The sequence below is a fragment of the Marinobacter pelagius genome (genome assembly GCF_900114925.1).
GTDB classification, from domain to species: domain Bacteria; phylum Pseudomonadota; class Gammaproteobacteria; order Pseudomonadales; family Oleiphilaceae; genus Marinobacter; species Marinobacter pelagius.
Genome location: NZ_FOUR01000005.1, coordinates 60,948 through 74,054 on the forward strand (window position 1 = coordinate 60,948; position 13,107 = coordinate 74,054).

At 62.2% G+C, this 13,107-nt stretch carries 11 protein-coding genes; 5 read left to right on the forward strand and 6 right to left on the reverse strand.

The annotated features are described in order from the left end of the window. The first annotated feature begins 32 nt into the window (after positions 1-32). The 3 genes from BM254_RS11215 (at position 33) to tesB (ending at position 2,347) form a co-directional block, all read left to right on the forward strand. A complete protein-coding gene (locus tag BM254_RS11215; RefSeq protein ID WP_008173532.1) occupies positions 33-200 on the forward strand; it encodes a rubredoxin in 168 nt (55 codons plus the stop codon). A gap of 17 nt (positions 201-217) precedes the next feature. Beyond that, positions 218-1,372 carry an NAD(P)/FAD-dependent oxidoreductase gene (locus tag BM254_RS11220; RefSeq protein WP_092003319.1) on the forward strand — a complete coding sequence of 385 codons (1,155 nt, stop codon included), beginning with the start codon at positions 218-220 and terminating at the stop codon, positions 1,370-1,372. A gap of 117 nt (positions 1,373-1,489) precedes the next feature. Continuing rightward, a complete protein-coding gene (tesB, locus tag BM254_RS11225; RefSeq protein WP_092003322.1) occupies positions 1,490-2,347 on the forward strand; it encodes an acyl-CoA thioesterase II in 858 nt (285 codons plus the stop codon). 15 nt (positions 2,348-2,362) lie between these two features. Here the strand turns inward: tesB and BM254_RS11230 are convergent, their stop codons facing one another. The 3 genes from BM254_RS11230 to BM254_RS11240 all read right to left on the reverse strand — a co-directional run bounded on the left by BM254_RS11230 (position 2,363) and on the right by BM254_RS11240 (position 6,644). After that, positions 2,363-4,930, reverse strand: coding sequence for an EAL domain-containing protein (locus BM254_RS11230; RefSeq protein ID WP_092003325.1), 2,568 nt, complete (start codon positions 4,928-4,930; stop codon positions 2,363-2,365). Between the two features lie 85 nt (positions 4,931-5,015). Beyond that, positions 5,016-5,462 carry a flavodoxin gene (locus BM254_RS11235; protein ID WP_092003328.1) on the reverse strand — a complete coding sequence of 149 codons (447 nt, stop codon included), beginning with the start codon at positions 5,460-5,462 and terminating at the stop codon, positions 5,016-5,018. Between the two features lie 78 nt (positions 5,463-5,540). Next, positions 5,541-6,644, reverse strand: a complete 1,104-nt coding sequence (locus tag BM254_RS11240) for a GGDEF domain-containing protein (protein WP_092003331.1) — start codon at positions 6,642-6,644, stop codon at positions 5,541-5,543. A 205-nt stretch (positions 6,645-6,849) separates the two neighbouring features. On the opposite strand from BM254_RS11240, the gene BM254_RS11245 reads away from it, so the two are divergent. Together BM254_RS11245 and BM254_RS11250 are read left to right on the forward strand one after the other, a co-directional pair. Next, the gene (locus BM254_RS11245; RefSeq protein WP_092003334.1) at positions 6,850-8,412 is read left to right on the forward strand and encodes an inorganic phosphate transporter; all 1,563 of its coding nucleotides are present in this window, start codon (positions 6,850-6,852) and stop codon (positions 8,410-8,412) included. An 87-nt stretch (positions 8,413-8,499) separates the two neighbouring features. Continuing rightward, positions 8,500-8,766 carry a hypothetical protein gene (locus BM254_RS11250; protein WP_092003337.1) on the forward strand — a complete coding sequence of 89 codons (267 nt, stop codon included), beginning with the start codon at positions 8,500-8,502 and terminating at the stop codon, positions 8,764-8,766. 235 nt (positions 8,767-9,001) lie between these two features. Here the strand turns inward: BM254_RS11250 and panP are convergent, their stop codons facing one another. The 3 genes from panP to BM254_RS11265 form a co-directional block, all read right to left on the reverse strand. After that, positions 9,002-10,678, reverse strand: coding sequence for a pyridoxal-dependent aspartate 1-decarboxylase PanP (panP, locus tag BM254_RS11255; RefSeq protein ID WP_092003933.1), 1,677 nt, complete (start codon positions 10,676-10,678; stop codon positions 9,002-9,004). A 192-nt stretch (positions 10,679-10,870) separates the two neighbouring features. After that, positions 10,871-11,212, reverse strand: a complete 342-nt coding sequence (locus BM254_RS11260) for a DUF503 domain-containing protein (protein WP_092003340.1) — start codon at positions 11,210-11,212, stop codon at positions 10,871-10,873. Positions 11,213-11,406: 194 nt separating this feature from the next. Then, the gene (locus BM254_RS11265; RefSeq protein WP_092003343.1) at positions 11,407-13,107 is read right to left on the reverse strand and encodes an acyl-CoA dehydrogenase family protein; all 1,701 of its coding nucleotides are present in this window, start codon (positions 13,105-13,107) and stop codon (positions 11,407-11,409) included.

Here is a 13,107-nt window from a genome sequence, read left to right on the forward strand (position 1 = left end):
CATCCACAAACGAATGTTCGGGGAGAGTATTGATGAAGAAGTGGCAGTGCGTGGTCTGTGGACTTATCTATGACGAGGCCGAGGGCTGGCCGGAAGACGGTATCGAGCCGGGCACCAAGTGGGAAGATGTCCCCGAGGACTGGGTGTGCCCGGATTGTGGTGTGGGCAAGGAAGACTTCGAGATGATCGAGATCGGTTAACGCACGGGAGTACCGCTATGTCTGAACAGGCCCCCATCGTTATTGTCGGGACCGGTTTGTCCGGCTACTCCCTGGTCCGGGAGTTCCGCAAACAGGACAAGGATACCCCGGTGGTCATGGTTACCGCTGATGACGGCGTCAGCTATTCCAAACCCATGTTGTCCACCGGGTTCACCAAGGGCAAGGATGCCGATGGTCTGGCCCAGGCGTCCACCGACGCCATGGAGGAGCAGTTCGGTGTCCAGCTACGGACCTTCACCACGGTGACCGGTATTGATCCCGAGGCTCACGAACTGATCATCGGCGACGAACGACTGAAGTACAGCAAGCTGGTGTTGGCCTGGGGTGCGGATGTCATTCGTCTGACCATTGCCGGTGATGGCCAGGAGCATGTGTTCTCCATCAATGACCTGATGGACTATCGGGCCTTTCGTGAAGCTTTGGCGGATGGCCAGAAGGTGGCGATCATGGGTGCCGGTCTGATCGGCTGCGAGTTCGCCAACGATTTGCGCAATGGCGACTACGAGGTGGACGTTATCGCGCCATCGGAAGTGGTGATGCCGGGCCTGTTGCCGGAGCCGGCCGCCAATGCGGTGCAGCAGGAGCTGGAAAACCTGGGGGTCCGCTTTCATCTGGGGACCGTGGTCGACCGGATCGATCGTCACAACGGTGGCGTCCGGCTGACCCTGGCCAACGGCGAGAGTCTCGAGGCGGACGTTGTCCTTTCCGCTGTGGGTCTGCATCCCCGCACGGGCCTGGCCGAAAGTGCCGGCGTCGATGTCGGCAAGGGCATCAAGGTGAACCGCGCTCTGGAAACCTCCGCCCCGGATATCTATGCCCTGGGGGACTGCGCCGAGGTGGATGGCCATGTGCTGCTTTACGTGCTGCCGCTGATGGCCTGTGCCCGGGCGCTGGCCAAGACCCTGACTGGCGAGCGCACCGAGGTGAGCTACGGCACCATGCCGGTGATGATCAAGACTCCATGCTGCCCGACGGCCGTGTGCCCGCCCCCGTCCGGGGCCGACGGCCAGTGGGAAGTGGAAACCGAGGGGACCAGTGTGCGTGCCCTGTTCCGCAATAGTGCCGGAGAGGTGTTGGGATTCGCAGTGACGGGTCGCTTCGCCGTGGAAAAACAGGCGCTGTCGAAGGAAGTACCGCCCATCCACAACTGAGCCCGTCATGGCCTGTGGTAGTGGTGTCATCACAGGCCATGCCTGCTTGTCATTGCGAAAAAGCCGTACTTGGGGTAGAAAACCCCTTCGTGAGCTAATTAATTGACAGGAGCAGGCATGCTAGAAGTCACAAAGAAGCTGGTGGAGCTGCTGGACCTTTCCCCCATCGGCGACGATCACTTCCAGGGCGACAGTGAGGACCTGGGGTTTCCCAACGTGTTCGGTGGCCAGGTTCTCGGCCAGGCGCTGATGGCGGCCAGCCGCACCGTTGAGGGTCGTCTGTGCCACTCTCTGCATGCCTATTTCCTGCGGCCGGGCAATCACAGCATGCCCATCGACTACGAGGTGCAGCGGGTCCGGGACGGCGGCAGCTTCTCCGTACGCCGGGTGATTGCCCGTCAGGATGGCAAGGAAATTCTGACCGGTTCCATGTCCTTCCAGGGTGAGGAGCCGGGCTTCGAGCACCAGTTCGATATGCCCGATGCGCCTGAGCCGGAAAGCCTCAAGTCCGAGCAGGAGCTCGGCAGGATCCTGGCTCCGCATGTGCCCGAGCGCTTCCGCGAGACCCTGACCCGGGATCGCCCCATCGAGATCCGCCCGGTAGATCCGGTCAATCCGTTGCAGCCGGAGAAGCGACCGCCCCAAAGGCAAAGCTGGTTGCGGGCCCAGGGGCCGCTGCCCGAGGATCCGGTACTGCACCGGTGCCTGCTGACCTATGCTTCCGATTTCCATTTCCTGGCCACGTCCATGCAACCCCATGGCCTGACCTTCACCAGCAAGAACATGCAGGTGGCCAGCCTGGACCACGCCATCTGGTTCCACCGGGATTTCCGCATGGACGAATGGCTGCTCTATGACAAGGACAGCCCCAGCACCTCCGGTGGTCGGGGCTTCAACCGGGGCAACTTCTATAACCGGGACGGCGTGCTGGTGGCATCCACCACCCAGGAAGCGCTGATCCGCAAACGTTCCTAATGCCTCGCCCGGACACTAGCCCAGTTTGCGAGAGGGCTGGTGGCCATTGGTGTTGAGCCAGTCCAGCAACTCGTCCACCGGCAGCGGCGGTGTCACCAGGTAGCCCTGGATCATGTCGCAGCCCATGTCTCTCAGCAGATCCGCGGTCGCCTGATCCTCCACGCCTTCGGCCACGACCTGGTAGCCCAGGTTGTGGCACATGTCGATGGTGGTCTGGACGATGACTCGGTCTTCGGCCTGGCTGGGCAGGTCGGTGACCAGGGAGCGGTCGATCTTGATCTCGCTGGCGGGCAGCTGCTTGATATACGACAGGGAGGAGTAGCCCGAGCCGAAGTCATCAATGGAAACCCGGATTCCGGCCGCGTTCAGGGCATTGAGGGCCTCGAGCGAGTTGGCCGGGTCCAGCATCATTGAGGTTTCCGTGACCTCGAAGGTGACTGCACCCCGGTGGCCATCGTACTGATTCATCAGGCGCTGCACATAAAGGGAGAAATCCGCTTCCCTCAGGTTGTTGGGCGAGATGTTGGCGGACAGCTCCAGATCCCAGCCCTGCTCCAGCAACTGCGTGCGAAGGCGCAGTGACTCTTCCAGCACCCAGCGGGTCAGCGGCTTGATCAGCCCGGTCTGCTCAGCCAGCAGGACGATTTCGTCCGGGCTTACCTTCTTCTGGCGCCCCGGCCACCGTATCAGCGCCTCCATTCCCACCACCTGGCCTGTGGTCAGGGACTGCTTGGGTTGCAGGTAGAGCGCCAGCTGATGATCGTCCAGGGCCTTGCGCAGTTCCGAAACCATGGTCAGCCGATCCGCGCTGTAGGCATCCCGGGACGGCTTGTAGTACGCCATGCCCCGATCCCGGGCCCGCTCGGAACCCTCGGCGATGATGGCACGGCGGATCAGGGTGTTGGCGTCGCTGCCGTGGTCCGGGAAGATGGCCACGCCCATCCGCGGGTCGAGCGGAACCTGCATGCCCAGGTAATCGATAGACTGGCGCAGGCTGTCCAGACCGGTGACCACGGCCCGGGGCGAGGCTTCGGCCAGGGTCGCCTCGACGATGAAACCGAAGGACTGCTGGTCGAGGGAAGCCAGGAAGTAGTTGCGCTCATCGGTCTGCTCGACCGGCATAGCTCCCGGTATGGCCTGGACCACGGAGTTGTAGTGCAGGGCCGCCAGTTCCAGGATCCGGTCGGTATTGCGGTGGCCAAGGGTCTTGGTGACCGAAGACAGGTTGTTCAGATGCACCACGGCAACGCCGTAGCGTTTTTCCGGATGCCGCATGATCAGGTCATTGAGCATCATCTCGAAGCTGCTGCGGTTCGGCAGGCCGGTGAGGGGGTGATGCAGGGCCTGATCCATCAGCCTCAGTTCCACGCTTCGGCGGGCTTCGAGGGCGCGGAGCTCGGCTTCCCGGGCCAGCACCTTGTCCTGGCGTTCCTGGTAGATCCTGCTCGCCATGGCCAGGGCAAGCAGGACGGCCTGCAGGGCCGAGCCGATCTGCATGGTATAAACGCTCAGGAAGCTGTTGGGTAGCAGGCCGTACTTGTTGGCGGCGGTCACCGCACTGCCCAGGGTCAGCGCACCCCAGGCCAGGGTGTAATAAATTGCCTGCCGGTTGCCCCGGAGCCATTGCTGCGGGCCGAGCAGTGTCAGCAGCAGGCAGCTGGGTATGGTCAGGGCGACCACCAGCCGGATCGCGGTGTTGTAGTCGGTCAGGAAAGTGGCCGCCGCCGCGATGGTATTGAGAATAATGGCGAAGCTTACCACCCGGGCGGTGGCGGGACTCTGGTTCCTCAGCTGGAGAAACGCATGGGCAAACCAGAGCGTGAAGACCATGGCAAAGGGAATGCCCAGCACCATGGACCGGTTCTGTATCTCGGGATTGGCAGGCCACAGCAGCTGGTAGGCGATGCCATTCAGGCTGCCGATGATCACCAGATAACCCAGGGTGGAGAGCACGTACAGCAGGTAGATCTTTTCCCGCAGCGCGATGAAGATGAACAGGTTGAAGCAGATGACGGTAATCAGGATGCCGTAATAGACGGCATGGATCAGATCCTCGAAAAACGCGCTCTCGAAGAAATCCTTGTCGTGCCACAGATGCACCGGCACCTGCACCGCTCCACTGGTGCGGACTTCCAGCAGGATCTGCTGGTTGGCTTCAGGCGCATGATCGAAGCGGAACAGGAAGTTTCGATAGAGTACCGGGCGTTCGAGGAAGGGCAGCCGGTCGCCGGCCGTGGCCTCGCTTACGATCTCGCCGTTTTCCAGCAGGAAGAAACGGATGTGGTCCAGGTGGGCGTAACCGATTTCCAGCAGATTGATATCGCCCCGTTCGGGAACCGGGAAGCGCAGCCACACGGTTTTTCGGATATAACCGAAGTTCGGGCTCGGGTCTTCCAGTGACTGCCAGCCGTCCATCGCCAGAGCCTGCGACGGGGTTGCCGGTGAGTCCGGGGCGGTCAGCAGGAAGTCCATGTCCGGACGCACGCTGTTGCCAGCAGCAAAGGATGGGACTGCCAGGACCGACAATACCATCAGGGTGAACAGAAGCCGGAACGGGCGGGTCGGGGTCACAGGTTGTCGCATTTCTTATCATTGTCTCCCGAGTATGGCCCGTCGTTACCGGTGGCTCAAGCGCCGGATCGACCTTCCATGGGTTTGTTGCAACCGCTCAGAGCTTTTTGATCCAGTCCCGGACCCAGGGCAGCGCCTCGCTTTCCGGTTCCATGGTTTCCATGGCATCGATACGCAGGGTATCTCCCACTTTCCGGGCGGCGGTCTCGTACAGGGCTTCTTCCATCAGCTCACCGGCTCCGCAAAAGGTGTCGCCGTAGGAACTGTCGCCCAGCACGATGATGCCGAAGGGGCGCCCGGGTTGCTGCGGCAGTTGCTCTCTCAACTCGACATAGAAGTGCAGCAGGTTCTCCGGGATCTCGCCCTGGCCCGTGGTGGAAGTGCAGACCAGTAAGGGCTCGTCGTTGGACGTAATGTCCGGGAGTGTCGGATTCTCCAGCACGGTGACCTGGTGGCCGTCCGCCTCGAGCTCCTTCCGGATCTCCCGTGCGGTCATCAGGGCGCCGCCGTAAACGCTCCCGACCAGAATTCGGATCGCTGTCATTGTCAGTCCTGTGAAAGTTGCCGTATTCGGGCCCTGTGCCCGAGTCGCGCCTGATCATAGCGATCGAGATGCCCGCTCTCAAGCCGGCGAACCCATGGGGTGGTCCTCACCCCGGCTGCGAACCCGTGGCGCGATCCGGTTGCGCCCTGCGTCCTTGGCGTTGTAGAGGTTGAGATCGGCCTGTTTGAGCAGTTCATCGATGGAGGCCGCCTTGGCGATGGAACAGACCCCGGCGCTGATGGTGACCGGCAGGCAGTGGCTTTTGAACCGGAAAGGTGCCTGGGCAACCTCCGCCCGCAACCGTTCGGCCAGGGTGAGGGCCTGGAGCAGCGACGTGTCCGGAAGCAGCAGCAGGAATTCCTCGCCGCCCCAGCGGGCGGCCACGTCGGTCTGGCGGACGATGTCCCGCAGCAGGGCCGAAAACTGGCGCAGGACGGCGTCGCCGGCGTCATGGCCGTATTCATCATTGATGCTCTTGAACAGATCCAGATCGATGAGCACGATGGAGAAATGGTGCCCGGCACGCTGGTACCGTGAAAACTCGCTGGCCAGCCGGTGTTGCATGTCCCGACGGTTGGACAGGCCGGTCAGTTCGTCGGTCCTCGCGGCGTGCTCGTGGGTCACCACCAGTTCCAGCAGTTCATTGCGGGCCCGGAGTCGCCCTGCCTCCAGTACGAAACAGAAGATGGATTCGAACGTGAGGGTGGCAAAGAAGCGGATCTTGAAGTCACTGGAATATTCCGCGGTTACAAACGGCAGGTCGGGGAACTGGAACACGAGCGCGGCCACCAGGTAACAGATGAGCAGCACCACCGTGCCGGCTTTCAGGCTGGTCAGGAAAAATAGCAGCGGTGGAAAGACATAGAACCACAGTGGACCGGTATTGCTCTCGCCGCCGGAGGCGATCAGGTACGCGAACAGCAGGCCCACCACCACAATCAGGCCGCCTTTCTGGCGCGCCCCGTTACCGCTCAGGGCAAAGTACACCATGTTCAGTCCCACCAGGACGGAACAGGACCAGAGCACCCAGGCATGCAGCGTATGCCCGGAGTACCACGCCTTGAGCCCGATACCCACCAGGAAAATGATGGCCGCGAGCGACAGCCACGTCAGCAGCCGCGATACTTGCGCATCCTCGCGCGCACCGGCGGCCTGGTGGCTGATGGACTGGGGCTGATTCATAGGGGATTCAGGGCTTTATTGTATTTTTTAGCGTCATATCTGGCCATTATGCGCCAATTGGTTCCGCGTTCGCGGTCCTGGATCACAGTTGCGGATGCTGCGTATCCACATGACCGCCAGGTTTCAATTTCGTGACAAAAAAATTATAGTTGCCGCGCGGCCCACCGGCCTGTTTACATTCTGACCAAATGAGACCTGATCTGTTATGGCCCGTTCAACCGGATTCCTGGATACCGTCCTCACCAGCCCCACCACGGAAAGATACAGGGTCGGAATCAGCCTCCTGTTCCTTCTTGGCATCTGGCTGACTGTTGGTTCTTTCAGCGATGGAATGCCCGGCAGTATGCTGTTGATGGCTGCGGCCGTCATCGGTGGCTACATGGCGATCAACATCGGTGCCAACGATGTCGCCAACAACGTGGGCCCTGCGGTGGGCTCGGGCGCGCTGTCCCTGGGGGCGGCGGTTCTGATAGCCGCAGTCTTCGAGGCTGGCGGGGCACTGATTGCCGGGGGTAATGTGGTGTCCACCATCAAGGGCGGCATCATCGATCCGTCCACGCTGGGCGATGGCCGGGCCTTTATCTGGCTGATGACCGCAGCACTGTTGGCCGGTGCCCTGTGGCTGAACCTGGCCACCTGGATGGGCGCACCGGTATCCACCACCCATTCCATCGTCGGTGGGGTCCTCGGTGCCGGTATTGCCGCCGGTGGCTGGGGCATTGCCGACTGGGCGGTCATGGGCAAGATTGCCGCGAGCTGGGTCATCTCGCCGGTGCTTGGCGGGGCGCTTGCGGCCCTGTTCCTGTTTGCCATCAAGAAAACCGTTCTCTACCGCCAGGACGTGGTGCCGGCAGCACGCACCTTCGTGCCCTGGCTGGTGGCCATCATGGCCTGGGCCTTCGGCACCTACCTGATGATCAAGGGCGTGAAGAAGATCATCAAGGTCGACTTCCTCGAGGCTTCCCTGGTGGGCCTGGTCGCCGCCGCGGTGGTGTTTGTGATTGTTCGTACCCTCGTCGGCCGCAAGGCCTCCACCATGGAGAACAGCTCCGCCGGCGTAAACACCCTCTTTACCTGGCCGCTGATCTTCGCCGCTGCCCTGCTCAGCTTCGCCCACGGTGCCAACGACGTGGCCAACGCCATCGGTCCGCTGGCAGCCATCAACGATGCCCTGTCCGCCGGCGCGGTGGTCGCCTCCGCCAGCATCCCCCTGTGGGTGATGATGGTCGGCGCTCTGGGTATTGCCGTCGGCCTGATGTTGTTCGGCCCGCGCCTGATCAAGACCGTGGGCAGCGAGATCACCGAACTGGACAAGACCCGGGCCTTCTGTATCGCCCTGTCCGCGGCGCTGACGGTCATCCTGGCCTCCCAGCTGGGCCTGCCGGTCAGCTCCACCCATATCGCCATCGGCGGTGTCTTTGGTGTCGGCTTTTTGCGCGAATACCTGAAGCGCAACTACGCAACCCAGCTGCACAAGATCATCGAGCACCACGACCCGGACGAGCAGGAGCGCCTCAAGCCCTTCCTGGACGATTTCCGCAATGCCTCGGTGGAAGAAATGGAAAGCCTGCTCAAGCAGGCCAAGAAACAGAAGCAGCAGGTGCCGCTGTCCAAGTCCGAGCGCAAGCGCCTCAAGAAGATCTACAAGGAAGAAATGGTCAAGCGCTCACACCTGGTCAAGATTGCCGCAGCCTGGATCATCACTGTGCCGGCCTCTGCCATCATGGCTGCAATCCTGTTCTTCACTCTCCGGGGCTTGTTGATCTGACCGGGCTGGTTGTATAAAGCCAGTTTGGTCATACTATCTGAAAAGGGGGTGTTTCACCCCCGAGCCTATCTGTCCGGGGAGTGAAGTATGAGTTCATCCGTTGAAAGCCGTCAGGCGAAGATGATTGACGAGCTGAGGACCTTCATCAAGAAGGTGCTGAGTGATCCGACCATTGCCGTTAAGTCCATGGAAATCGCCCGCAAACACCGCGGCCAGCCCAACGCCAACGAGCTGATTGCCGAGGAAATCAGTGCCAGCACCAATATCCGGATTCCGGAGAACTGGAGCGAGGCGGACCGGATGTTCCTGGATATCATCCACGATGTGCTGGATGACGAAGAGGCGCTTTACTGAAGTCTTGCCTGCAAGTTTCGGAGAAGCGAGCCGGGCGGGGGACGTTTCAAAAACACGCTGTGAATACGTCCCTGTACGCTTGGCTCCGCCATCCCTGGCTCCGCACAGTTTTTGAAACGTCCCCCGCCCGGCTCGCCGAAGCCATGATTCGTCCGCAAGGCTTGCTTGGTGGCAGTCGCACCCTTCTCAACGGAGTTGGTTAACCCGCCTTAGAGATTTTCTGGCGTCTTAGACATCAGGCCTGCCGCGCGCTGGGCTCTTGCTGCTTGAGGACCGCGTCGGCCATCTGGTGCAGGATGGTCATCTCGTCAGAGATCCCTTCTTCTTTCGACAGCTCACGCTGTTCCTTCAGAATATCCGCAAGGATTTCCTTTGTGGTCAGCGGGTTGGCCAGCACCACCCGGAAAACGATGCAGGGGAAGTGGTAGTAACGGGCCGGCTCCAGCCGGGTCCGGGAGACGAACGCCTTGCCCCGCTCCCGCTGGGTTTTCTGGATGAACTTGGTGATCCGGTTCAGGCAGGTGTTCAGCTTTTCCGCCTGTAGCTCATCCGCCACCGCCAGCGCCTGCTGCACGTCCTCCGGGCAGTAGCGGTAGGTGAGGATGTTCAGTTCCGGCTTGGTGACCAGTTCGAAATCCGGTTCCGCGTTGATCATGTCGGCAAAGGTGTGGGCCTTCTCGATACCCTGGTCGATCAGGATCTCGTAGCCCTCGCGGCCGAGGATCTTCAGGCCGGAATGGATCAGCATGGACATGCCGGGCCGGGAGCCTTCCAGGGTGGTGCTACCCAGGTCCCGGGAGCCCTTACGGATGATGTACTGGGCGTGATGTTCCACTGCGGTTGGCAGGGTGGGGTCCTTGAACACTACCAGGCCGGCGCCCATGGGCACGTACAGCTGTTTGTGGGCATCGAAGGTGACGGAATCCGCCTTCTCGATGCCACGCATCAGGGTCTTGTAGGTGCGGGAGAACAGGGTTGGCCCGCCCCAGGCGGCATCTACGTGGAAGTGGGCGCCGAATTCCCGGGCAATGTCGGCCACCGCATCCAGCGGATCCACGTTGCCGGTTTCGGTGGTGCCGGCCACGCCGCAAATGGCCATGACCTTGATCTTCTGCTTCTGCAATTCCAGGCACTTGTCCCGCAGGGCATCCGGCTGGATACGGTTCTCATCGTCGGTGTCCACTGGCACCAGGGCATCACGGCCGAGGCCGAGCACGTCGGCGGCCTTGCGCAGGGAGTAGTGGCCGCGGCGGGACACCAAAATGGCAGCACCTTCATACCCGTAGTATTTCAGGGCCCGGAACAGGCCTTCCTGGTGCAGACCACGGAAGCTGCCCTCCGCCGGGAAGGCGCGGTTGCGGGCGACCCACAGGGCGGTCAGGTTGGCAATGGTGCCGCCGGAGCACATGACGCCCAGGGTATGGCGGGGGTCGTGCATCCACTTGCGGTAGAAGGAACCGTCTTCCTGGTACACCAGCCGGTGAACCATGCCCAGCACCTGGCGCTCCATGGGCGTGAAGGCCTTGGAGGTTTCGGTCTTCACCAGGTTCTGGTTCAGGGCGATCATGATCTTGGACAGCGGCAGCATGAAGTACGGCAGTGCCGAGGTCATGTGCCCGATGAACGCCGGGGACGCAGTATGTACGGAGTTGGCCACGAGCTTGTCCAGCAGGAACTGGGCCTGCTCGGACACGAACACGGGTTTCTCCGGGATGTTGTACTCGGCGAAGTCTTTCTCGACTTCCGAGAGGTCCCGCTCGACCGCAACGATATGCTCCTGCAGGAAGCCTGCAAGGTTGCGGGAGATGTCCTGGTCGATACGGCTGAGCGTGGATTCCGGTGCCTCGGGCACAGTGAATACACGGTACATCGCCTCGACCGAGGCCTGGGCGGATTTTTTCTTTCCGGTCATAGGCACCACACAGAATCAGTGGTCGTCCGCGGGGCTGGTTCCGGATGCCCCCCGGATTCGGCCGGCATCATGTCCGGCATTGGCATAACTGTAAACCTGCATCTGGCAGGTGCGCTGACGTCCCTGAGGGGGCGTAGTATACGGCCTGGCAGGCGGCTGCGCCACACGCCACTGGGTCCGGGCCCCGTGGAGTCAGAGAATTTCGCGCTGCACTTCCAGTATGGCAGCATCAATGCGTTCCTGGATGGCTTTTTCAACCATGTCCAGGCGCTGGCTGATCTGCTGGGAGGAGGTGCCCAGCGCGGCGACGGTCCAGGTGGCGCAGTCGAGGGCTTCCTGGTCGGCGGTTTCGGCCACCGCCAGGTCGGGTTCCTTGCCCCATATGGCCCGCAGGGCGGTAAACACCTTGCGTTTGGCTTTGAGGTCCTCGCAGCCGTAGAGCTGGAAGTGCAGGGTCATCACGCCCACATGAGGGGTGATGACGGGCTGCTGGCGGTTGCTTTCGTTGAGCAGTTTTCGGAGTGCTTCTGACATAGGTGTTCCGGCTAAGGTGCAGGATCCGGCGAGGAATGGCTTTCCAAAACCCGCTCCTTCGGCACGTCCATGTGACGCTTGAGCTCCGCCATCCATGGCTGCGCACAGTTTTGGAAAGCCATTCCCCACCGGACCCCCAACAAATCAGGTGGAGTCCCCGGGCTGTCTGTAATTACGCCCCGGGCAACATCCGATTAGCCTACTACAGGGGTGGCCCGTTTGATAATGGCCGCGGCGTCGGTGCCCGAGGGCAGGTTGCCGTAGTTCATGCCGCCGTTGCTCTCCAGTCTGGAGGCGCAGAAGGCGTCGGCCACGGTGCTGGGGGCGTTGCGGATCAGCAGTGAGGCCTGCATGGCCAGGGCCATGCGATCCACCAGGTTGCGGGCGCGGTACTGAAAATCGCTGATGTCGGCGAAGTCGTTCTGCAGCTGCGCCAGGAAGCGGTCGAAGCGGGCGTCGCTGCCTTTGGCCTCGGCGGCCTCGCGGAAGAAGGCGTCGAGTGTGTCCGGTTCTTTCTGCATGGCCCGGAGGGTGTCCAGGCACTGGACGTTGCCGCTGCCTTCCCAGATGGCGTTGACCGGGGATTCCCGGAACAGGCGGGGCATGATGCAGTCTTCCATCACGCCGCTGCCACCGATGCATTCCATGGCCTCGTAGGCATGGTTCGGGGTGCGTTTGCAGATCCAGTATTTGCCCACCGGCGTGGCCAGGCGGGCGAGCAGGCGTTCGTGTTCCTGGTCCTGGTTGTCCAGGGCGCGGGCGATGCGCATGGTGTAGGCCAGCGCTGCTTCGCTTTCCAGGGCGAGGTCGGCCAGGACGTTCTGCATCAGCGGCTGGTCGATCAGGCGGTTGCCGAAGGCGCTGCGGTGGCGGCAGTGGTGGGTGGCCTGGGCCACGGCCTGGCGCATGCCGGCGGAGCTGCCGATCATGCAGTCGAAGCGGGTCATGGCCACCATTTCGATGATGGTGGGCACGCCGCGGCCTTCTTCGCCGACCATCCAGGCCAGGGCGCCGCGCAGTTCCGCTTCGCTGGAGGCGTTGGCGACGTTGCCCATCTTGTTCTTCAGGCGCTGCACCTGCCAGGGGTTCTTGGTCCCGTCCGGGCGCCAGCGGGGCATCAGGAAGCAGGAAAGCCCGCCCGGTGCCTGGGCCAGGACCAGGAAGGCGTCGCACATGGGGGCGGAGACGAACCACTTGTGGCCCACCAGTTCGTAGGCCTGGCCGGGGCCTTCCGTACCCACCGGGTAGGCAAGGGTGCTGTTGGCCCGGACATCGCTGCCGCCCTGTTTCTCGGTCATGGCCATGCCGATGGTGACGGAGGCCTTTTCAGTGTGCGGCACGTTGCGGGGATCGTAGCTGTTGGCCAGGATTTTCTGCTCCCATTCCCGGGCCAGTTCCGGTTGTTTGCGGATCGAGGGGATGGCGGCAAAGGTCATGGTGACCGGGCAGCAGTGGGCCGCCTCGACCTGGGAGTGCATGTAATACCGTGCGGCACGGGTGACATGGGCGCCGGTGCCGGGGTTGGTCCAGGGGCTGCTGTGCAGGCCGTTTTCCAGGGCGATGCGCATCAGTTCGTGGTAGGACGGGTGGAAGTCCACTTCGTCGATGCGATGGCCGAACCGGTCGTGGGTATTGAAGACCGGTTTGTTGGTGTTGGCTCGAAAACCGAGATCGATGGTGGCAGCCTTGCCCGCCAGATCGCCAAAGGCGCGCAGGGTCTCCACGGCGTGGCCGGCGCCTTCCCGTTCCGCGGCCTCCCGGAGGGCCTGGTCGTGGTCGAACAGGTTGTAGTTCTCCAGTGCCGGCGGCTGGTTGGTGACTTCATGGGTCACCGCAAGGTAGCGGTCCCCGGTGAAGGGTGCGCTTGCTTCGGGCTTGGGCTGACGGGCGGTCAT

Bases quoted from the DNA above. Each gene is read 5' to 3' on its own strand.
- BM254_RS11260 (WP_092003340.1), bottom strand. From the start codon at position 11,212: ATGTCAGAAGCACTCCGAAAACTGCTCAACGAAAGCAACCGCCAGCAG.
- BM254_RS11215 (WP_008173532.1), top strand. From the start codon at position 33: ATGAAGAAGTGGCAGTGCGTGGTCTGTGGACTTATCTATGACGAGGCC.
- BM254_RS11250 (WP_092003337.1), top strand. From the start codon at position 8,500: ATGAGTTCATCCGTTGAAAGCCGTCAGGCGAAGATGATTGACGAGCTG.
- BM254_RS11230 (WP_092003325.1), bottom strand. From the start codon at position 4,930: ATGCGACAACCTGTGACCCCGACCCGCCCGTTCCGGCTTCTGTTCACC.
- BM254_RS11245 (WP_092003334.1), top strand. From the start codon at position 6,850: ATGGCCCGTTCAACCGGATTCCTGGATACCGTCCTCACCAGCCCCACC.
- panP (WP_092003933.1), bottom strand. From the start codon at position 10,678: ATGACCGGAAAGAAAAAATCCGCCCAGGCCTCGGTCGAGGCGATGTAC.
- BM254_RS11240 (WP_092003331.1), bottom strand. From the start codon at position 6,644: ATGAATCAGCCCCAGTCCATCAGCCACCAGGCCGCCGGTGCGCGCGAG.
- BM254_RS11265 (WP_092003343.1), bottom strand. From the start codon at position 13,107: ATGACCGCCCGTCAGCCCAAGCCCGAAGCAAGCGCACCCTTCACCGGG.
- BM254_RS11235 (WP_092003328.1), bottom strand. From the start codon at position 5,462: ATGACAGCGATCCGAATTCTGGTCGGGAGCGTTTACGGCGGCGCCCTG.
- BM254_RS11220 (WP_092003319.1), top strand. From the start codon at position 218: ATGTCTGAACAGGCCCCCATCGTTATTGTCGGGACCGGTTTGTCCGGC.
- tesB (WP_092003322.1), top strand. From the start codon at position 1,490: ATGCTAGAAGTCACAAAGAAGCTGGTGGAGCTGCTGGACCTTTCCCCC.